A 19,998-nucleotide genomic window follows, 5' to 3' on the forward strand; every position below is an offset into this window, starting at 1 on the left:
TTCGACCCGGCCCACAGTCGTCTACAGGGCTGTTCAGTGTGCGGTTCGTCGTTGCTGAAAAACTGTGTAGGTTACAGTGACTCAAGCCACAGGCGGGTGTAGCAGGTGGCACGGCGGGGCTGTGAGCGGAAGGAACCTGTATGGGCGTCCAAATCGACGTGACTGGACTGAGTAAATCGTTCGGGTCGTCGAAGATCTGGGAAGACGTCACATTGACGGTTCCCGAGGGTGAAGTCAGCGTGCTGCTGGGCCCGTCCGGTACCGGTAAGTCGGTGTTTCTGAAGTCGCTGATCGGCCTGTTGCGGCCTGAGCGCGGCTCGATCGTCATCGATGGCACCAACATCCTGGAGTGCTCGGCCAAGGAGCTCTACGAGATCCGCACCCTGTTCGGTGTGCTGTTCCAGGACGGCGCCCTGTTCGGGTCGATGAACATCTATGACAACACGGCCTTCCCGCTGCGCGAGCACACCAAGAAGTCCGAGTCCGAGATCCGCAACATCGTGATGGAAAAGCTCGAGCTCGTCGGTATGCCCAATGACGGGCACAAGTTCCCCGGTGAGATCTCCGGCGGTATGCGCAAGCGCGCCGGCCTGGCCCGCGCTCTCGTCTTGGACCCGAAGATCATTCTGTGCGACGAGCCGGACTCCGGTCTGGATCCGGTGCGTACCGCGTATCTGTCGCAGCTGTTGATCGATATCAACGCCCAGATCGATGCGACCGTGCTGATCGTGACGCACAACATCAACATCGCCCGCACCGTGCCGGACAACATCGGCATGCTGTTCCGCAAGAAGCTGGTCATGTTCGGCCCGCGTGAGGTGCTGTTGACCTCGGAGGAGCCGGTGGTCAAGCAGTTCCTCAACGGTCGCCGTATCGGTCCGATCGGTATGTCGGAGGAGAAGGACGAGGCCACCGCAGCGGCCGAGCAGGCGATGATGGAGGCCGGTCAGCATGACGGTGGTGTCGAGGAGATCGAGGGTGTGCCGCCGCAGCTGATGGCCACTCCCGGTATGCCTGAGCGTAAGGCGGTGGGTCGTCGTCAGGCGCGGGTGCGCGAGATCCTGCACACCCTGCCCCCGGCCGCCCAGGAAGCCATCCGCGACGATCTGGAGGGCACGCACCAGTACCAGGCGCACGAGCCCGGTCACGTCCCGGCCCGCCCGCACCACCACGAGGACGACGCCCCGACGACGTCCATCCCGGTCACCAATCAGTAGAACGTCCAGCACGCAGAAAACCGCCCGAGCCTCGGCCCGGGCGGTTTTTTGTTGCCCGCGGGGGCGAGGGTGCGTCCAGAGCGCCGATGGCGCGGTTTACACGATCTGGATGCACTGTCACGCCCTTGGTGGCCGGCAATTCGTCGAAACCGCGGTCGTACCCGGTGCTCAGGGCTAACATCTGGCACCGGGGGAGGTCGTCATGGGGATTTCGATTTCACGGTGGATCGGCGCGGGGTTACTGGCATTCGGGGTGGTGATCGCGCCGACGGCATTCATCAGCTCAGCCGGCGTGGCGTACGCCGACACCGAAGCCGATTCCGAGGCAGGCAAGCCGGCACCGCCGGACTCAGCCGGACCGCAGGAGTCGGAGAGCCCCGACCCGGCAGAGCCCGACGACGAGGCAACGGCCCCGGACGACGAGCCCGCCGAGGAACCCGAGGCCGAACCCGACAGTGACGTCACGAAACCCACCTTGCGGACGGTGGAACGCGTGCGCGATCACGCGCCCACTCCCGGCGGTCTCGCCGACCAAGTGGCTGAGGAGGACGAGCCGGTCGAGGAGGCCGCGGAACCGGAGCGCATCGCGGCGACCAGCCGACCGGTCGAGCGTCGGGTGGCGCGCACCGCGGTCGCGCAGGTGTCCGCCGCGACATCGCGAGTCACCGTGGCCGAGGCACCCGAGGCTGCAACCGCAGCCGCGCAGCCGGCACCCACCGCGGTCGCCGCGACGGGCCGCCCGACCCTGATCAACATCGTCGGCACCTTCTTCTTCAGCCTTTTCGACAGGTTCGTGCGACTGTTCGAGGGGCCGCCGGCGGTCCCGCCCGGCCGAGCGGTGCGACTGGCCCGCACACCTCTTGAGCTCGACTGCGGCAACGGCTACACCGTCGACGCGGACTGGTACTTCCCGACCGAGACCGAGCCGGACAAGATCATCTACCTGCAGCACGGCGCCTTCGCCCGTGCCGGGCTGTACAACGTCACCGCGGCCGATCTGGCGGTGCGCAACAACGCCATCGTCGTGGCGCCCTCGATCACCACGAACTTCTTCGCCTGCGACGGGTGCGCGCTCGGAAACGATCAGATGCACGCCGCCGTCGCAGACCTGTTCATCGGCGACCGGAACGCACTTGTTGCCAGCGCGCTCGCGGCGGGCTGGACCGCACCGCTGCCGCGGCGGTTCGTGATCGCCGGGCACTCCGGCGGCGGTCAGCTGGCGGCGGGCGCGGCCGGCTATTACGCGGTCCGGGCGCCCGCCGACGAGGTGTACAACCTGGCCGGTGTGCTGCTACTGGACACCTCCTCGGTCGGCGGTGCGGTGGAACGTGGGATTGCCAGAGTTCCGCTCGACATCCCCGTGCACCTCATCGCCGGGGCCCCGGCGCCGCTGAACACCTACGGTGACGTGAACTTGGTGCTGGCCCAGCTCCGACCGGGTTTTGTCGGCGTGCAGCTGATCGGTGGCACCCACAGCGACGCGTGGCGATCCAGCAACGGGCTGGCCGAATTCGTCGGCGGTCTCCTCGGCGGTTTCTCGAAGGCTCGCAACGTCGACGCCGTCCAGGAGCTGGCGCWGGCCTGGATCGCCGATTGGTTCAACGGCACCCACACGGATGCCTATTACGGCGAACGGGGCGAGACCATCACCATCGCCACCCCGGCGGGGCCGGCGCAGGCGTACGTCATCCCCGGGCCGGCGCCGCGGCTGACCTTCTTCGACCGGATTCTGAAGGCGATGATCGAGTCGACGGAATTCCTCGCTCAATTCAGCGGTAACTGCGCCGCGGACCCTGCAGTGACCCCGAATGGCGCTGAATCGCTGCTCCTGAGCAGAAACTCCACAGGCGACACGGCTCTATCTCTTGACGAAGGGCGGCAAACGGGCCAGTCTGTTTTGCAGCAATGTAGGAGGGGTTGAACAAGATCGAGTCGCCAGCCAGCGCCCGGTTCGCCCCCTACATGCGGTGGTTGAGGAATGCGCCGTCTTGCGCTATTGTTGGACGTTGCGCTGGCTGCATCCTGCCCACCCTTCACTGCACCTGACATCGTGACCTAGCCTGAGCCCTGCTCAGCGATCTAGACGCGTGCCATGGTTCCGGCGAAGATTCGGGCTTGAGAGCCAGCCAAACCGATGCAGATATAGCTGGAAGGGTGCATCTTGGCAGTCTCGAGCCAGAGCAAGTCAGATTCCACTAATAGTTCCGTTCCGGGAGCGCCGAACCGAATTTCCTTCGCCAAGCTCCGTGAGCCTCTTGAGGTTCCGGGGCTACTTGACGTTCAGACCGACTCTTTTGAGTGGCTGGTCGGTTCGGACCGGTGGCGTACGAAGGCAGTCGATCGCGGGGACGTGAACCCGGTCGGCGGCCTGGAAGAGGTACTTGCCGAACTGTCCCCGATCGAGGACTTCTCCGGCTCGATGTCGTTGAGCTTCTCCGATCCGCGCTTCGACGAAGTCAAGGCGCCGGTGGACGAGTGCAAAGACAAGGACATGACGTACGCAGCTCCGCTGTTCGTCACGGCCGAGTTCATCAACAACAACACCGGTGAGATCAAGAGCCAGACGGTCTTCATGGGTGACTTCCCGATGATGACCGAAAAGGGCACCTTCATCATCAACGGCACCGAGCGTGTCGTGGTGTCCCAGCTGGTCCGTTCGCCGGGCGTGTACTTCGATTCGTCCATCGACAAGGCCACCGAGAAGGACCTGCACAGCGTCAAGGTCATCCCGGGCCGCGGTGCATGGCTGGAGTTCGACGTCGACAAGCGCGACACCGTCGGCGTCCGTATCGACCGCAAGCGCCGCCAGCCGGTCACCGTGCTGCTGAAGGCCCTCGGCTGGACCAACGAGCAGATCGTGGAGCGCTTCGGCTTCTCCGAGATCATGATGGGCACGCTGGAGAAGGACAACACCGCCGGAACCGATGAGGCGCTGCTGGACATCTACCGGAAGCTGCGCCCGGGCGAGCCGCCGACCAAGGAGTCCGCGCAGACCCTGCTGGAGAACCTGTTCTTCAAGGAGAAGCGCTACGACCTGGCTCGCGTCGGCCGCTACAAGGTCAACAAGAAGCTGGGCCTGAACGCCGGCCAGCCGATCACCAACTCGACGCTGACCGAAGAGGACGTCGTCGCGACGATCGAGTACCTGGTGCGTCTGCACGAGGGCCAGACCTCGATGACCRCTCCCGGTGGCGTCGAGGTACCCGTCGAGGTCGACGACATCGACCATTTCGGTAACCGTCGTCTGCGTACCGTCGGCGAGCTGATCCAGAACCAGATCCGGGTCGGCCTGTCGCGTATGGAGCGTGTCGTGCGTGAGCGCATGACCACCCAGGACGTCGAGGCGATCACCCCGCAGACCCTGATCAACATCCGTCCCGTCGTGGCGGCGATCAAGGAGTTCTTCGGAACCAGCCAGCTGTCGCAGTTCATGGACCAGAACAACCCGCTGTCGGGTCTGACCCACAAGCGCCGCCTGTCGGCGCTGGGCCCCGGTGGTCTGTCCCGTGAGCGCGCCGGCCTTGAGGTCCGCGACGTGCACTCCAGCCACTACGGCCGGATGTGCCCGATCGAGACCCCTGAGGGCCCGAACATCGGCCTGATCGGCTCGCTGTCGGTGTACGCACGGGTCAACCCGTTCGGTTTCATCGAAACGCCGTACCGCAAGGTTGTCGACGGCCAGGTCACCGACCAGATCGACTACCTGACCGCCGACGAGGAGGACCGCCACATCGTGGCGCAGGCCAACTCGCCGCTGGATGGCGACGGCCGGTTCACCGAAGAGAAGATCCTGGTCCGCCGTAAGGGCGGCGAGGTCGAGTTCGTCTCGGCCGTGGACGTGGACTACATGGACGTCTCCCCGCGCCAGATGGTGTCGGTCGCGACGGCGATGATCCCGTTCCTCGAGCACGACGACGCCAACCGTGCCCTGATGGGTGCCAACATGCAGCGCCAGGCGGTTCCGCTGGTCCGCAGCGAGGCCCCGTTGGTCGGTACCGGTATGGAACTGCGTGCCGCCATCGATGCCGGTGACGTGGTTGTCGCCGACAAGACCGGTGTGATCGAAGAGGTTTCGGCCGACTACATCACCGTGATGGCCGACGACGGTTCGCGCCAGACCTACCGGATGCGCAAGTTCGCCCGGTCCAACCACGGCACGTGCGCCAACCAGCGCCCGATCGTGGACACCGGACAGCGTGTCGAGGCCGGCCAGGTTCTCGCCGACGGGCCGTGCACCGAGAACGGTGAGATGGCGCTGGGCAAGAACCTGCTCGTCGCCGTCATGCCGTGGGAGGGTCACAACTACGAAGACGCGATCATCCTCTCCAGCCGTCTGGTCGAAGAGGACGTGCTCACCTCGATCCACATCGAGGAGCACGAGATCGATGCCCGCGACACCAAGCTGGGCGCCGAGGAGATCACCCGGGACATCCCGAACGTCTCCGATGAGGTGCTGGCCGATCTCGACGAGCGCGGCATCATCCGCATCGGCGCCGAGGTCCGCGACGGCGACATCCTGGTCGGCAAGGTCACCCCCAAGGGTGAGACCGAGCTGACCCCCGAAGAGCGTCTGCTGCGTGCCATCTTCGGTGAGAAGGCCCGCGAGGTCCGCGACACGTCGCTCAAGGTGCCCCACGGTGAGTCGGGCAAGGTCATCGGCATCCGCGTGTTCTCTCGCGAGGATGACGACGAGCTGCCCGCCGGCGTCAACGAACTGGTCCGCGTCTACGTGGCCCAGAAGCGCAAGATCTCCGACGGCGACAAGCTCGCCGGACGCCACGGCAACAAGGGCGTCATCGGCAAGATCCTGCCGATCGAGGACATGCCGTTCATGCCTGATGGCACCCCGGTGGACATCATCCTGAACACCCACGGTGTGCCGCGTCGTATGAACATCGGCCAGATCCTGGAAACCCACCTCGGGTGGGTGGCCAAGGCCGGCTGGAACATCGAGGGCTCACCCGAGTGGGCAGGCAAACTGCCCGAGGGCATGCTGTCCGCTCCGGCCGACAGCATCGTGGCCACCCCGGTGTTCGACGGTGCCCAGGAAGGGGAGCTGGAGGGCCTGCTGGGCTCGACGCTGCCCAACCGCGACGGCGACGTCATGGTCAACGCGCAGGGTAAGGCAGAGCTGTTCGACGGGCGTTCCGGTGAACCGTTCCCGTACCCGGTCACGGTCGGCTACATGTRCATCCTGAAGCTGCACCACCTGGTGGACGACAAGATCCACGCCCGCTCGACCGGTCCGTACTCGATGATCACCCAGCAGCCGCTCGGTGGTAAGGCGCAGTTCGGTGGTCAGCGGTTCGGCGAGATGGAGTGCTGGGCCATGCAGGCCTACGGCGCCGCCTACACGCTGCAGGAGCTGCTGACGATCAAGTCCGACGACACCGTCGGTCGCGTCAAGGTGTACGAGGCCATCGTCAAGGGCGAGAACATCCCCGAGCCGGGTATCCCGGAGTCGTTCAAGGTGCTTCTCAAGGAGCTGCAGTCGCTCTGCCTGAACGTCGAGGTGCTGTCCTCGGACGGTGCGGCGATCGAGATGCGTGACGGTGACGATGAGGACCTGGAGCGCGCTGCCGCGAACCTGGGAATCAACTTGTCGCGCAACGAATCTGCTTCTGTCGAGGATCTCGCTTAAACCTCCGCCGTTTGAACTGATAGTTATCTAGTCCCGCAAGGGGAAAGGGAGTTACGTGCTAGACGTCAACTTCTTCGATGAACTCCGCATCGGTCTCGCGACCGCGGACGACATCCGCAACTGGTCCTTCGGCGAGGTCAAGAAGCCGGAGACCATCAACTACCGCACGCTCAAGCCCGAGAAGGACGGCCTGTTCTGCGAGAAGATCTTCGGACCTACTCGCGACTGGGAGTGCTACTGCGGCAAGTACAAGCGCGTGCGCTTCAAGGGCATCATCTGTGAGCGCTGCGGCGTCGAGGTGACCCGTGCCAAGGTGCGCCGTGAGCGGATGGGCCATATCGAACTGGCCGCACCCGTCACGCACATCTGGTACTTCAAGGGCGTTCCGTCGCGCTTGGGCTACCTGCTGGACCTGGCCCCGAAGGATCTGGAAAAGATCATCTACTTCGCGGCCTACGTCATCACCGCGGTCGACACCGAGATGCGTCACAACGAGCTCTCGACCCTCGAGGCCGAGATGGTCGTCGAGAAGAAGGCCGTCGAGGATCAGCGYGACGCGGACCTGGAGGCCCGGGCCCAGAAGCTCGAAGCCGACCTGGCCGAGCTGGAGCGCGACGGCGCCAAGTCCGACGTGCGCCGCAAGGTGCGTGACGGCGGCGAGCGCGAAATGCGCCAGCTGCGTGACCGTGCCGGCCGTGAGCTGGAGCGTCTCGACGAGATCTGGACCACCTTCACCAAGCTGGCGCCCAAGCAGCTCATCGTGGACGAGGTGCTCTACCGCGAGCTCATCGACCGCTACGGCGAGTACTTCCAGGGCGCCATGGGCGCGGAGTCGATCAAGAAGCTCATCGAGACCTTCGACATCGACGCCGAGGCCGAGAGCCTGCGCGACACCATCAAGAACGGCAAGGGCCAGAAGAAGCTGCGTGCGCTGAAGCGGCTGAAGGTGGTCGCGGCGTTCCAGATGAACCGCAACTCGCCGATGGGCATGGTGCTCGACGCCGTGCCGGTGATCCCGCCGGAGCTTCGCCCGATGGTGCAGCTGGACGGTGGCCGCTTCGCGACCTCCGACCTCAACGACCTGTACCGCCGTGTCATCAACCGCAACAACCGCCTCAAGCGACTGATCGATCTGGGCGCGCCCGAGATCATCGTCAACAACGAGAAGCGCATGCTTCAGGAGTCGGTGGACGCGCTGTTCGACAACGGCCGTCGTGGACGTCCGGTGACCGGGCCGGGCAACCGTCCGCTCAAGTCGCTGTCCGATCTGCTCAAGGGCAAGCAGGGCCGGTTCCGTCAGAACCTGCTCGGTAAGCGCGTCGACTACTCGGGCCGTTCGGTCATCGTGGTCGGCCCGCAGCTCAAGCTGCACCAGTGCGGTCTGCCCAAGCTGATGGCACTCGAGCTGTTCAAGCCGTTCGTGATGAAGCGTCTCGTCGACCTGAACCACGCGCAGAACATCAAGAGCGCCAAGCGCATGGTGGAACGCCAGCGTCCCCAGGTGTGGGATGTCCTCGAAGAGGTCATCGCCGAGCACCCGGTGCTGCTGAACCGTGCACCCACGCTGCACCGCCTCGGTATCCAGGCCTTCGAGCCGCAGCTGGTCGAGGGCAAGGCCATCCAGCTGCACCCGCTGGTGTGTGAGGCCTTCAACGCCGACTTCGACGGTGACCAGATGGCCGTGCACCTTCCGCTGTCCGCGGAGGCGCAGGCCGAGGCACGCATCCTGATGCTGTCGTCGAACAACATCCTGTCTCCTGCGTCGGGCCGCCCGCTGGCCATGCCGCGTCTGGACATGGTGACGGGCCTGTACTTCCTGACCACCGAAATCCCCGGTGACACAGGCGAGTACACGGCGCCGGCGAAGGACACCCCGGAGACCGGTGTGTACAGCACCCCGGCCGAGGCCATCATGGCCCTTGACCGTGGCGTGCTGTCCGTGCGCGCCAAGATCAAGGTGCGGCTGACCAACCAGCGTCCGCCCGCCGACGTCGAGGCACAGCTGTTCCCCGAGGGCTGGCACCACGGAGACGCCTGGATCGCCGACACCACGCTGGGTCGCGTGCTCTTCAACGAGCTGCTGCCCAAGGGCTACCCGTTCGTCAACGCGCAGATGTTCAAGAAGGCGCAGGCCGCGATCATCAACGATCTCGCCGAGCGTTACCCGATGATCGTCGTCGCGCAGACGGTGGACAAGCTCAAGGACGCCGGTTTCCACTGGGCGACGCGTTCGGGTGTGACGGTCTCGATGGCCGACGTGCTCGTTCCGCCGCAGAAGGCGGAGATCCTGGAGCGCTACGAGAGCGAAGCCGACTCGATCGAGAAGCAGTACCAGCGCGGCAAGCTCAACCATGTCGAGCGCAACGGCGAACTGGTGAAGATCTGGCAGCAGGCCACCGAAGAGGTCGGTAAGGCCTTGGAGTCGTACTACCCCGAGGACAACCCGATCATCACGATCGTGAAGTCCGGCGCCACGGGCAACCTGACCCAGACTCGCACGCTCGCGGGCATGAAGGGTCTGGTGACCAACCCGAAGGGCGAGTACATCCCGCGTCCGATCAAGTCCTCGTTCCGCGAGGGCCTGACCGTGCTGGAGTACTTCATCAACACCCACGGTGCCCGTAAGGGTCTGGCCGACACCGCGCTGCGTACCGCCGACTCGGGTTACCTGACCCGTCGTCTGGTGGACGTCTCGCAGGACGTCATCGTGCGTGAGACCGACTGTGAGACCGAGCGCGGTATCAACGTCACCCTGGCTGAGAAGCAGGACGACGGCAGCCTGGTCCGCGATCAGCACATCGAGACGTCGGCATACGCCCGCACGCTGGCCACCGACGCGGTGGACGCAAGCGGCAACGTCGTCGTCGCGCGTGGACATGACCTGGGTGACCCGGCCATCGACGCGCTGCTGGCAGCCGGCATCACCGAGGTGAAGGTCCGCTCCGTGCTGACCTGCACCACGGGCACCGGCGTCTGCGCGATGTGCTACGGCCGTTCGATGGCCACCGGCAAGCTCGTCGACATCGGCGAGGCCGTCGGTATCGTCGCCGCGCAGTCCATCGGTGAGCCCGGCACGCAGCTGACCATGCGTACCTTCCACCAGGGTGGTGTCACCGGTGGTGCCGACATCGTCGGTGGTCTGCCGCGTGTTCAGGAACTGTTCGAGGCCCGCGTGCCGAAGAACCGTGCCCCGATCGCCGATGTCACCGGCCGGGTGCAGCTGGAGGAGACCGACAAGTTCTACAAGATCACCATCGTTCCCGACGATGGTGGCGAGGAAGTCGTCTACGACAAGCTGACCCGTCGCCAGCGCCTGAAGGTGTTCAAGCACGATGACGGTTCCGAGCGTCTGCTCTCCGACGGTGACCATGTCACCGTGGGTCAGCAGCTCATGGAAGGTGCTGCCGATCCGCACGAGGTGCTGCGTGTGCAGGGCCCGCGTGAGGTGCAGATCCACCTTGTCCGGGAGGTCCAGGAGGTCTACCGGGCTCAGGGTGTGTCGATCCACGACAAGCACATCGAGGTCATCGTGCGGCAGATGCTGCGCCGCGTGACGATCATCGATTCCGGTGCCACGGAGTTCCTGCCCGGATCGCTGACGGAGCGTGCCGAGTTCGAGACCGCCAACCGTCGGGTGGTGGCCGAGGGCCTGGAGCCCGCGGCCGGCCGTCCGGTGCTGATGGGTATCACCAAGGCATCGCTGGCCACGGATTCGTGGCTGTCGGCGGCGTCGTTCCAGGAGACCACTCGCGTGCTGACCGATGCGGCGATCAACTGCCGCAGCGACAAGCTGATGGGTCTGAAGGAGAACGTGATCATCGGCAAGCTGATCCCGGCCGGTACCGGCATCGCCCGTTACCGGGACATCCAGGTGCAGCCGACCGAAGAGGCGCGCGCTGCGGCGTACACGATCCCGTCCTACGAGGATCAGTACTACAGCCCGGACTTCGGCCAAAGCACCGGTGCTGCGGTGCCGCTGGACGATTACGGATACTCGGACTACCGGTAAGACCTACCGATAGTCTTCAGTTCGAGAAAAGCCCCCGGGATTCATCCCGGGGGCTTTTTCGTGTCAGCGCACGAGCAGGTTGTTGCGGCCCGAGCAAGCCAGCAGCAATTCGACTGCTGTGCCGCGTATCTCGCGGCCGGTGCCGATCCTCAGGTCTTGGTCCGTCGCTGTTAGGCTGAGGCCGGCGGCGAGTTCCTTGGCCCCTCCGAACTTCGTCGAGGTGCGGATCTGCTGGCGCAGCGACCATTCGAGCGCTTCGGGCGGATAGGCACGGTGCAGACCCAGCGCGCGGCGGATGTCCTCACCGTGCACGACTTCCTCGACGATGCGGGTGCCCTTCGGGGCGAGCGGCGTGGTGGTCCTCGGGGCGGCTTGCCTCAGCCGCTGCAGGGTCTGGGCGGGCGTCGCACCTTTGGCGCGTGCGATACCGCGGTCGTTCTGCCGGTCGAAATCGAAGCCCGCCCTGGCCATGTCGCGCGCGAAGCCGAGGCGGGTGGACTCGGCGACGTCCACGAGGTGCGCGGCCACATCGTGCACGGTCCACCCCGGGCACAGCGACGGCTGCGCCCACTGTTCCTCGGTGAGGCCCTCCAGGTCGGCGATGAGGGCGTGGCGCTCGGTGTGCACGAGCGGCCAGATGTCATTGCTCATGCCGGGTAGACCCGCGCGGGCCCGAAATCTCATCGAGTGTGCGTCCCCGTCGGCATCGGAGCCGTTTCCCCGACGAGGATTCACACTCGGCGGCTCCACGCGTCGCCGAGACGGATCAGGACACTGTCTTCGGTGTCCGCGGCCGTCACGCGGATGATGATCCAGCCCAGTCGCGACAGCTCATCCAGCCGCCGGATATCGCGCTCATAGGTGAATCGGTCGGTCTGGTGGTGTTTTCCCTCGTACTCCAGACCGATCTTCCGGTCCTCCCAGCCCAGGTCGATGCGCGCGAATTCGTAGTGGTGCTGATCGCGAACGCGAATCTGGGTCTGTGGGCGCGGGTATCCGGCCCGACCGACGAGCAGGCGCAGCCAGGTCTCGCGGGGGGACTCCGAGCCGCCGTCCACAAGTGTCAGGGCCTTTCGTGCCGTCGGGATACCCCGCCGGCCGGGGTGAGCGGCCATCAGCTTCTCGACGTCGAGCACGTCGAGTCGAGTGGCATTGACCAGAGCGTCGATGGCGGCCACCGCGCGGTCCAACGGATACCGACGGGCCAGATCGAAGGCGGCTCGGGCGGGCCTGCACACGCGCATACCGCGAATATCGATGATCTCGTCGTCATCGATATCGTCGGACCAGACGCGAATACCAACAGGCGGTCGACGGTTGTGATGGATCAGCTCGGCCGGACTGCGCGCGTCGACCCACTTCGCACGGTGCAGCGCGGCGGCTGAGTTGCCCGCGATGACTGCCCGCCTCTTCGACCACAGCCACGCAGCCTCGGCCCGAAGCGCCGCGGTGAGCTCGATATCCCGGCACAGATGGATGCTCGGGTAGACGGGGCGATACCGAGTGCGGAGCGCGTGCCCGGTGAGTGTCCCGGCAGCGACGGCGCCCCAGTCGATGAACGGACCTTGCATTCAACAAGTCTCACGTCGGGCAGTGTGTGGAACCTCTGAGACTTTGCGGCGGATTGTGTGCGTACCCGTCGGCATCGGAGCCGTTTCCCCGACGAGGATTCACACACCGGCGGGTCCACTAGGCTCTTCGCGATGTGGAGTGATGCGGGCTGGTTCCTGTTGGGCCTGGCCGCACTGGTTCTCGGGGCCGAGGTGATGGTCCGTGGCGGCGCGGAGGTCGCGGCAAGGCTCGGCATCAGCCCGATCGTCATCGGCTTGACCGTGGTGTCGATCGGCACCAGCCTGCCCGAACTGGCCGTCGGCGTGGTCGCGGCGAGTGAGGGCAGCGGCGCGCTGGCGGTCGGCAACATCGCCGGTACCAACGTCGTCAATCTGCTGCTCATCCTGGGCCTGAGCGCGCTGATTCTGCCGCTCACGATGGCCACGCGGACGCTGCGTTTCGAGCTCCCGGTGATGGCCGGAGCGGCGGTGCTGGTGCTGGTACTCGCGCTGGACGGCACCTTGTCCCGGGTCGACGGCATCATCCTGGTGACCGGGGCGGTGGTCTACACGGCGGCGCTCATCCAGATGACCCGCCGCGAGTCGCGCGCCGTCGTCGGCGAATACGGCGAGGCCTACGCCCCGGAGCAGCCCGGCGACCTCGTCGTGAAAACCCGGCCCACCGCGCTCTATATCGGCATGATGCTGGCCGGTATCGCGGTCGTGGTGATCGGCGCGGACTGGCTCGTCGACGGCGCGGTGGGAATGGCGCGCAGCTTCGGGGTCTCCGACGCCCTGATCGGGCTGACCGTCGTCGCGATCGGCACCTCCGCGCCGGAGCTGGTGACGACGGTGGTCTCCACGTTGCGCGGCAACCGCGATATCGCCATCGGCAACCTGCTGGGCAGCAGCATCTACAACATCCTGCTGATCCTCGGCGCCACCTGCCTGGTTGCCGCCGACGGGCTGGTGATGCCGGCCAGCCTGGTGCGCATCGACATCCCGATCATGGTGGCCGTCGCGCTGGCCTGCATCCCGATCTTCGTCACGGGCCGCCGGGTGAGCCGCGGCGAGGGCGGTGCGATGGTTGCCGCGTATGTCGGGTACCTGACGTTTCTGCTGGTCACCCAGAGCTGATTCGGAAAGCGCACGGCCGCCGCGACTCCCGGTGAGGGAGACCGCGGCGGCCGCGTGAAAATCAGTTTGTCCGGTCGGCCTGACGACGCTGTTTACGCGTTTCGCGTTGATACTTCACCAGCGCAACCAGTGCCTTGGGATTGCGTGCCAGGGCGACCGCAGCCTGCCCGCCCATCTTGACCTTCTGACCGAAAGTCGGTTTTTCCTGGGGTTCCACTACTTGCCTCTCACCGATCTTGATTGTCCACTCTGCACCCTAGCCGGGCCGTCACAGCCGGTGCCTAGACTGGCCTCGTGCTCATCGGTTCGCATGTCAATCCCGAAGACCCGATCGCCGCGGCCACCGCCGAAGGCGCTGACGTGGTCCAGTTCTTCCTCGGAAATCCGCAGAGCTGGAAGAAACCCAAGCCGCGTGAGGATGCCGAGGTGCTCAAGGCCTCCAGCGTCCCGCTGTACGTGCATGCGCCGTACCTGATCAATGTCGCCTCGGCGAACAACCGGGTGCGCATCCCGTCGCGGAAGATCCTGCAGGACACCTGCGATGCGGCCGCCGAGATCGGCGCCACCGCCGTCATCGTGCACGGCGGGCACGCCGACGACAACGATATGGACGCCGGTTTCGAGCGCTGGGTGAAGGCGCTGGACTACCTGGAGACCGACGTGCCGGTGTACCTGGAGAACACCGCGGGCGGCGACCACGCGATGGCGCGGCATTTCGACACCATCGCCCGGCTCTGGGATCACATCGGCGACAAGGGAATCGGCTTCTGCCTGGATACCTGCCACGCCTGGGCCGCCGGCGAGGCACTGATCGACGCCGTCGAGCGGATCAAGTCCATCACCGGCCGCATCGACCTCGTGCACTGCAACGACTCCCGGGACGCCGCGGGCTCCGGTGCGGACCGGCACGCCAACTTCGGCACCGGGCAGATCGACCCGCAACTGCTGGTGGCCGTGGTCAAGGCCGCCGATGCCCCGGTGATCTGCGAGACCTCCGAAGAGGGCCGCAAGGATGACATCGCCTTCCTGCGTGACAACATCTGACGCATTTCGGACTGTCGGCAAACGGTGAGTGACCGGAAGGTGAACTAGGCTCACCTCTCGTGGCCACGATTGACGAGGAACAGTCAATCGTCGCGGACGGACAGCTCGCCCCTGGGCGTCGCGCCCAGCGGCTGCGCTATCTGCGCTACACCGCGATCACCGTCTGGGCGGCCGTCGTCCTGTGGCGCACCATCACCGACGGATTCGCCTTCAACCGGGAACTCGTGCTGCTCTACATCAGCACCGGACTGCTCGCGGCCAGCATCGGCCAGGGCCGGCGGATGTTCTACGTGCTCCGCGACTGGCTGCCCTTCGCGGTGTTGTTGATCGCCTACGACCTCAGCCGGGGAGCGGCCGATTTCGTCGGCCGCCCGACGTTGTGGCACTGGCAGGCCGACGCCGACCGCTGGCTGTTCGGTGGCACCATGCCGACGGTATGGCTGCAGGAACGCCTGAAACTGCCACAGCCGCCGTGGTGGGAAGTCGGGATCAGCACCGTCTACATGTCGTTCTTCGTGCTCCCATACGTGATCGCCGGGGTGCTGTGGCTGCGCGACCGCGACGAGTGGAAGCGGTTCGTCAAGCTGTTCGTCGGCTTGAACTTCGCCGGGCTGATCATCTACACGCTGGTGCCCGCCGCGCCGCCGTGGGCGGCCGCCCGCTGCACCGCCGATGACGTCGCAGGTGGTCCGTCGGGCCCGCAGTGCATGTTCAAGTCCGCGCGCGGCGTCCCCGACGGCGGTGTCCTCGGCGCCATGGAGAACGTGCAGGACGGCGCCAACGGCTGGATCGAGCGCATCGTGACGCGGGGTTGGGGCAACCTCAACCTGCACACCGCGACCGCCCTGCTGGACCAGGGACAGGCCAGCGTCAACCTGGTGGCCGCGATCCCGTCACTGCACGCGGGGATGTCGGCAGCGTTGGCCGCGTTCCTGTGGAACCGGTTGAACCACCGGTGGCGCCCGGTGCTGGTGGCCTACCCGCTCGTCATGGCGTTCACGCTGGTGTACACCGCCGAGCATTACGTCATCGACATCCTGCTGGGCTGGGCGCTGGCTGCCGCGGTGATCTACGCCGGGCACGCCTACGAGTCGCGGCGCAGGGCGTCGACGACCTAGGTCCGTCAGACCTGCGCCAGCGCGATGACCATCTCGGCCACCGTGTCGAGATCCGCGCGGGCGCGCTGGTTGTCGGGATCGCAGGCGTACTGCATCGTCAGGCCGTCCACCCCGGCCAGAATGATCCGGGCGAGTCGGTCGTAGGGCACCGCGCTCTGCTCACCGGCATTGGTGGCCGCGGCCTCACACCAGGTCGCGATGGCCTCGGCGTAGCGCTCGTACTGCCACTGCGCCAGGTGTTCCAGGCCGGGTTGGCGCAGCGCGTAGTTGAGCAGTTCGAACTGCATCAGCTGCAGGTTGATCTGGTCGACGACGAGCGCTGTCCAGAAGACCGTCAAGCCCTGCCGGATGGCGTGCGCCAGTCCGGAATTGGTCTCGACCGCGCCGGTGAGGACGGTGGCGATCTCATTGATGACGTCCTCGATGACGGCGCGCAACAACTGTTCCTTGGACGGGAAGACGTATTGCAACGTGCCCAACGGCACCTCGGCCTCGGCGGCGACGGCACGCAACGAAGTGCTCGCGACGCCCTGGCGCGACATGACCTGCCGGGCGGCGGCCACGAATTGCCGGCTGCGGACGGACGCTTCGACGTACGGCATGCTCAGGTCAGGTAGATCTTGCGCAGGGTCTCGGTGACCGTCCAGGTGGTCTCGGCGCCGGCGGCCAGGCGCCCGATATCGCCGGCGCGCAACTGCAGCGCCACACTGCCGTCGGCGAACTCGACGGTGGCGGCCCCGGAGAGCACGACGAACACCTCGTCGGCCTCGACATCGGTCATGGTGCCCACCGACATCTCCCAGACGCCGATCTCCAGATCGCCGAACTCGGTGAGCGTCGACGCCGCGGTGCTCGGGTCGCCTGCCACGGACTGATCGGCCGGTACCGGCTCGTGGGTGAGTGCCAGTGCGGCGGCGCGGATGACGGTATTCGGCTGCACCGCACGAGTATGCACTGTGTTACGTATCTTGTGCAGCTGTCGAGAAAATGTAACAGTAGAAGTATGGCCACTCACGTCGTCACCAATCAGGTCCCGCCGATGCTCGACCACAATCCGGCTGCCTCGCCGGTGCTCATGGAGGCGCTGGTCCGCGAGGGTGGCGGATGGGGCGCCGACGAGATCACCGAACTCGGCGCGCTGAGCGGATCGGCCCAGGCCCAGCGCTGGGGCGAACTGGCCGACCGCAACCGTCCGGTGCTGCACACCCACGATCGCTATGGCCACCGCGTCGACGAGGTCGAATTCGACCCGGCCTATCACGAGCTGATGAATGTGGCCGTGACGCACGGACTGCACGGCTCCCCGTGGGCCGATGACCGCACCGGATCTCATGTGGTCCGGGCCGCCAAGACCTCGGTGTGGACGCCCGAGCCGGGACACATCTGCCCGATCTCGATGACCTACGCCGTGGTGCCCGCGTTGCGTTTCAACCCCGAACTGGCCGCGGCCTACGAACCGCTGCTCACCAGCCGGGTCTATGACCCCGAGCTGAAAGTGCCCACCACCAAAGCCGGTCTCACCGCGGGTATGTCGATGACCGAGAAGCAGGGCGGCTCCGACGTCCGAGCCGGCACCACCGAAGCGGTCGCCAATGGCGACGGCACCTACACGCTGACCGGACACAAGTGGTTCACCTCGGCGCCGATGTGCGATGTGTTCCTGGTACTCGCTCAGGCGCCCGGAGGAGTGTCCTGCTTCTTCCTGCCCCGGGTGCTGCCCGACGGCACCCGCAATCGGATGTTCCTGCAGCGCCTCAAGGACAAGCTCGGCAACCACGCCAACGCTTCCAGCGAGGTCGAATACGACGGGGCGACGGCCTGGCTGGTCGGTGAGGAGGGCCGCGGGGTGAAGACCATCATCGAGATGGTCAACCTGACCAGGCTGGACTGCACGCTGGGCAGCGCGACCAGCATGCGCACCGGGCTGAGCCGCGCAGTGCACCATGCCCAGCACCGAAAAGCGTTCGGCGCCTATCTGATCGACCAACCGCTGATGCGCAACGTGCTGGCCGACCTCGCGATCGAAGCCGAGGCCGCGACCATGCTGGCCATGCGGATGGCAGGCGCCACCGATCGCGCGGTGCGCGGTGACGAGCGCGAGTCGCTGTTGCGCCGGATCGGCCTCGCCGCCGCCAAATACTGGGTGTGCAAGCGGGCGACACCGCACGCCGCCGAGGCGATGGAATGCCTGGGCGGCAACGGCTACGTCGAGGACTCGGGGATGCCGCGGCTGTACCGGGAGGCGCCGTTGATGGGCATCTGGGAAGGGTCGGGCAATGTCAGCGCGCTGGACACGTTGCGCGCCATGGCAACCCGGCCGGAATGCGTCGACGTGCTCTTCGAGGAACTCGCGCTGGCCCAGGACCCGCGTCTGGACGCGCACGTCGCCGCGCTGAAGACGTCACTGAGCAGCCTCGGCGATATCGAGTACCGCGGACGGCAGGTCGCCGAGGACATCTCACTGGCCTTGCAGGGTTCGCTGCTGGTGCGACACGGACATCCCGCCGTCGCCGAGGCCTTCCTGGCCAGCCGCCTGGGCGGGCAGTGGGGCGGCGCGTTCGGCACCCTGCCAACCGGCCTGGACCTGGCGCCGATCATCGAGCGCACGCTGGTCAAGGGATGAGCTCCCTGCGGCAGGAGGGGAGCCCGTGGACACGCTGAAGACCATGACCTATGAGGTGACCGGCCGCATCGCCCGGATCACCTTCAACCGCCCGGACAAGGGCAACGCCATCATCGCCGACACCCCGGTGGAACTGGCGGAACTGGTAGAGCGCGCCGATCTGGATCCGAATGTCCACGTCATCCTGGTTTCCGGTGCCGGAGAAGGCTTCTGCGCGGGCTTCGACCTCGGGGCCTACGCCGACGGCAGCTCCTCGGCCGGCTCCGATCACCGCGGCACCGTGCTCGACGGCCGCACCCAGGCGGTCAACCATCTGCCCGGCCAGCCCTGGGATCCGATGATCGACTACCAGATGATGAGCCGGTTCGTGCGCGGCTTCTCCAGCCTTATGCACTGCGACAAGCCCACCGTGGTCAAGATCCACGGCTACTGCATCGCCGGCGGTACCGACATCGCCCTGCACGCCGATCAGGTCATCACCGCCTCAGACGCAAAGATCGGCTACCCGCCGATGCGGGTGTGGGGTGTCCCGGCGGCCGGGTTGTGGGCACACCGGCTGGGGGACCAGCGCGCGAAAAGGCTTCTGTTCACCGGGGATTGCCTCACCGGCACCCAGGCCGCCGAATGGGGACTGGCCGTCGAGGCGCCCGAACCCCAGGACCTGGACGAGCGCACCGAACGCCTCGTCGCCCGGATCGCCGCCATGCCGGTGAACCAGCTCATCATGGCCAAGCTGGCCTGCAACACCGCGCTGCTGCAACAGGGTGTGGCCACCAGCCGGATGGTCAGCACCGTGTTCGACGGTATCGCCCGGCACACCCCCGAGGGGCACGCGTTCGTCGCCGACGCGGTCGAGCACGGGTTCCGTGAAGCGGTCCGGCACCGTGACGAACCGCTGGGTGATCACGGCCGACGCGCCTCCGGGGTCTGACCGGTGCGACTGACCGCCCGGTCGGTGGTGCTGAGCGTCCTGCTCGGTGCGCATCCGGCGTGGGCGTCGGCGGCCGAACTCGTGCTGTTGAYCGCCGATTTCGGTATTCGGGAGGCGACACTGAGGGTGGCGCTGACCAGGATGGTGGGTGCGGGGGACCTGGTGCGCTCCGCGGACGGCTACCGGCTCTCGGACCGGCTGCTCACCCGGCAGCGCCGCCAGGACGGCGCCATCGAACCGCAGGAACGATCGTGGGACGGAACCTGGACGACGCTACTGATCACCAGCGTCGGCGCCGATGCCCGGACCCGCGCCGACCTGCGGAACACCTTGGTGCAGCACCGGTTCGGCGAGCTTCGCGAAGGGGCGTGGTTGCGCCCGGACAACCTCGCGGTGGTGCTGCCCGATGACGTGCGGGCCAAGGTGCGTGTCCTGCGCAGCCGCGACGATGACCCCGCCGGCCTGGTGGGGCAATTGTGGGACCTGCGGGCCTGGTCCCGCGAGGGCGAGCGGTTGCTCGCCGAGATGTCCGAGGCCACCGATGTGCCCGGGCGTTTCGTGGTGGCCGCCGCCATCGTGCGGCATCTGCTGACCGACCCGGTGCTGCCGGCCGAACTGTTGCCGGCGCGCTGGCCCGGCGAACGGCTTCGGCTGGCCTACCGGGATTTCGCCGCCGAACTGGTCGCGCGGCGCGACGACCGAGTGGAGGCACTGTGAGTGAAGGTTCG

15 protein-coding genes are annotated in these 19,998 nt (G+C 66.4%); 10 read left to right on the top strand and 5 right to left on the bottom strand.

Annotated elements, in window-relative coordinates:
- Positions 1-140: 140 nt before the first annotated feature.
- From AC1DTF_RS11925 to AC1DTF_RS11940, 4 genes are all read left to right on the top strand, one after another.
- Entirely contained in the window at positions 141-1,217 is a 1,077-nt protein-coding gene (locus AC1DTF_RS11925; protein WP_057166972.1) for an ABC transporter ATP-binding protein, read from the top strand.
- A 202-nt stretch (positions 1,218-1,419) separates the two neighbouring features.
- Positions 1,420-3,138 carry a hypothetical protein gene (locus AC1DTF_RS11930; RefSeq protein ID WP_477474203.1) on the top strand — a complete coding sequence of 573 codons (1,719 nt, stop codon included), beginning with the start codon at positions 1,420-1,422 and terminating at the stop codon, positions 3,136-3,138.
- 225 nt (positions 3,139-3,363) lie between these two features.
- Positions 3,364-6,858 (top strand): DNA-directed RNA polymerase subunit beta, encoded by a 3,495-nt coding sequence (gene rpoB, locus AC1DTF_RS11935; RefSeq protein ID WP_477474241.1) that lies wholly within the window; start codon positions 3,364-3,366, stop codon positions 6,856-6,858.
- Positions 6,859-6,913: 55 nt separating this feature from the next.
- Positions 6,914-10,867 carry a DNA-directed RNA polymerase subunit beta' gene (locus AC1DTF_RS11940; protein WP_477474205.1) on the top strand — a complete coding sequence of 1,318 codons (3,954 nt, stop codon included), beginning with the start codon at positions 6,914-6,916 and terminating at the stop codon, positions 10,865-10,867.
- A 63-nt stretch (positions 10,868-10,930) separates the two neighbouring features.
- Here the strand turns inward: AC1DTF_RS11940 and AC1DTF_RS11945 are convergent, their stop codons facing one another.
- Positions 10,931-11,518, bottom strand: a complete 588-nt coding sequence (locus AC1DTF_RS11945) for a maleylpyruvate isomerase family mycothiol-dependent enzyme (protein ID WP_477474206.1) — start codon at positions 11,516-11,518, stop codon at positions 10,931-10,933.
- Between the two features lie 80 nt (positions 11,519-11,598).
- On the bottom strand, positions 11,599-12,438 hold the full coding sequence (locus AC1DTF_RS11950) for a hypothetical protein (protein ID WP_057166977.1): 840 nt from the start codon (positions 12,436-12,438) through the stop codon (positions 11,599-11,601).
- Positions 12,439-12,570: 132 nt separating this feature from the next.
- On the opposite strand from AC1DTF_RS11950, the gene AC1DTF_RS11955 reads away from it, so the two are divergent.
- The gene (locus tag AC1DTF_RS11955; RefSeq protein ID WP_477474207.1) at positions 12,571-13,554 is read left to right on the top strand and encodes a calcium/sodium antiporter; all 984 of its coding nucleotides are present in this window, start codon (positions 12,571-12,573) and stop codon (positions 13,552-13,554) included.
- A 61-nt stretch (positions 13,555-13,615) separates the two neighbouring features.
- Here AC1DTF_RS11955 and AC1DTF_RS11960 read toward each other — a convergent pair whose 3' ends face one another.
- Positions 13,616-13,771 carry a hypothetical protein gene (locus AC1DTF_RS11960; protein WP_477474208.1) on the bottom strand — a complete coding sequence of 52 codons (156 nt, stop codon included), beginning with the start codon at positions 13,769-13,771 and terminating at the stop codon, positions 13,616-13,618.
- A 77-nt stretch (positions 13,772-13,848) separates the two neighbouring features.
- On the opposite strand from AC1DTF_RS11960, the gene AC1DTF_RS11965 reads away from it, so the two are divergent.
- A complete protein-coding gene (locus tag AC1DTF_RS11965) occupies positions 13,849-14,598 on the top strand; it encodes a deoxyribonuclease IV (protein WP_057166979.1) in 750 nt (249 codons plus the stop codon).
- A gap of 59 nt (positions 14,599-14,657) precedes the next feature.
- On the top strand, positions 14,658-15,716 hold the full coding sequence (locus AC1DTF_RS11970; protein WP_057166980.1) for a phosphatase PAP2 family protein: 1,059 nt from the start codon (positions 14,658-14,660) through the stop codon (positions 15,714-15,716).
- Positions 15,717-15,721: 5 nt separating this feature from the next.
- Here the strand turns inward: AC1DTF_RS11970 and AC1DTF_RS11975 are convergent, their stop codons facing one another.
- A complete protein-coding gene (locus AC1DTF_RS11975; RefSeq protein ID WP_477474209.1) occupies positions 15,722-16,318 on the bottom strand; it encodes a TetR/AcrR family transcriptional regulator in 597 nt (198 codons plus the stop codon).
- A 2-nt stretch (positions 16,319-16,320) separates the two neighbouring features.
- Positions 16,321-16,656, bottom strand: a complete 336-nt coding sequence (locus tag AC1DTF_RS11980) for a cupin domain-containing protein (RefSeq protein WP_477474210.1) — start codon at positions 16,654-16,656, stop codon at positions 16,321-16,323.
- A 63-nt stretch (positions 16,657-16,719) separates the two neighbouring features.
- Between AC1DTF_RS11980 and AC1DTF_RS11985 the strand changes: the two genes are divergently transcribed.
- The 3 genes from AC1DTF_RS11985 to AC1DTF_RS11995 are packed head-to-tail and all read left to right on the top strand — an operon-like array spanning position 16,720 to position 19,987.
- Positions 16,720-18,339: an acyl-CoA dehydrogenase family protein gene (locus tag AC1DTF_RS11985; RefSeq protein ID WP_477474211.1), complete on the top strand. Its 1,620-nt coding sequence runs from the start codon at positions 16,720-16,722 to the stop codon at positions 18,337-18,339.
- A 25-nt stretch (positions 18,340-18,364) separates the two neighbouring features.
- The gene (locus AC1DTF_RS11990) at positions 18,365-19,270 is read left to right on the top strand and encodes a crotonase/enoyl-CoA hydratase family protein (protein ID WP_477474212.1); all 906 of its coding nucleotides are present in this window, start codon (positions 18,365-18,367) and stop codon (positions 19,268-19,270) included.
- 3 nt (positions 19,271-19,273) lie between these two features.
- Positions 19,274-19,987 carry a PaaX family transcriptional regulator C-terminal domain-containing protein gene (locus tag AC1DTF_RS11995; protein ID WP_477474213.1) on the top strand — a complete coding sequence of 238 codons (714 nt, stop codon included), beginning with the start codon at positions 19,274-19,276 and terminating at the stop codon, positions 19,985-19,987.
- Positions 19,988-19,998: the final 11 nt, after the last annotated feature.

The organism is Mycobacterium sp. P4_H6, from assembly GCF_056400845.1.

What these genes read in the sequence shown, in the direction of transcription:
- AC1DTF_RS11925 (WP_057166972.1), top strand. Translation starts at nt 141, where the DNA reads ATGGGCGTCCAAATCGACGTGACTGGACTGAGTAAATCGTTCGGGTCG.
- AC1DTF_RS11945 (WP_477474206.1), bottom strand. Translation starts at nt 11,518, where the DNA reads ATGAGCAATGACATCTGGCCGCTCGTGCACACCGAGCGCCACGCCCTC.
- AC1DTF_RS11950 (WP_057166977.1), bottom strand. Translation starts at nt 12,438, where the DNA reads ATGCAAGGTCCGTTCATCGACTGGGGCGCCGTCGCTGCCGGGACACTC.
- AC1DTF_RS11955 (WP_477474207.1), top strand. Translation starts at nt 12,571, where the DNA reads ATGTGGAGTGATGCGGGCTGGTTCCTGTTGGGCCTGGCCGCACTGGTT.
- AC1DTF_RS11975 (WP_477474209.1), bottom strand. Translation starts at nt 16,318, where the DNA reads ATGCCGTACGTCGAAGCGTCCGTCCGCAGCCGGCAATTCGTGGCCGCC.
- AC1DTF_RS11985 (WP_477474211.1), top strand. Translation starts at nt 16,720, where the DNA reads ATGGCCACTCACGTCGTCACCAATCAGGTCCCGCCGATGCTCGACCAC.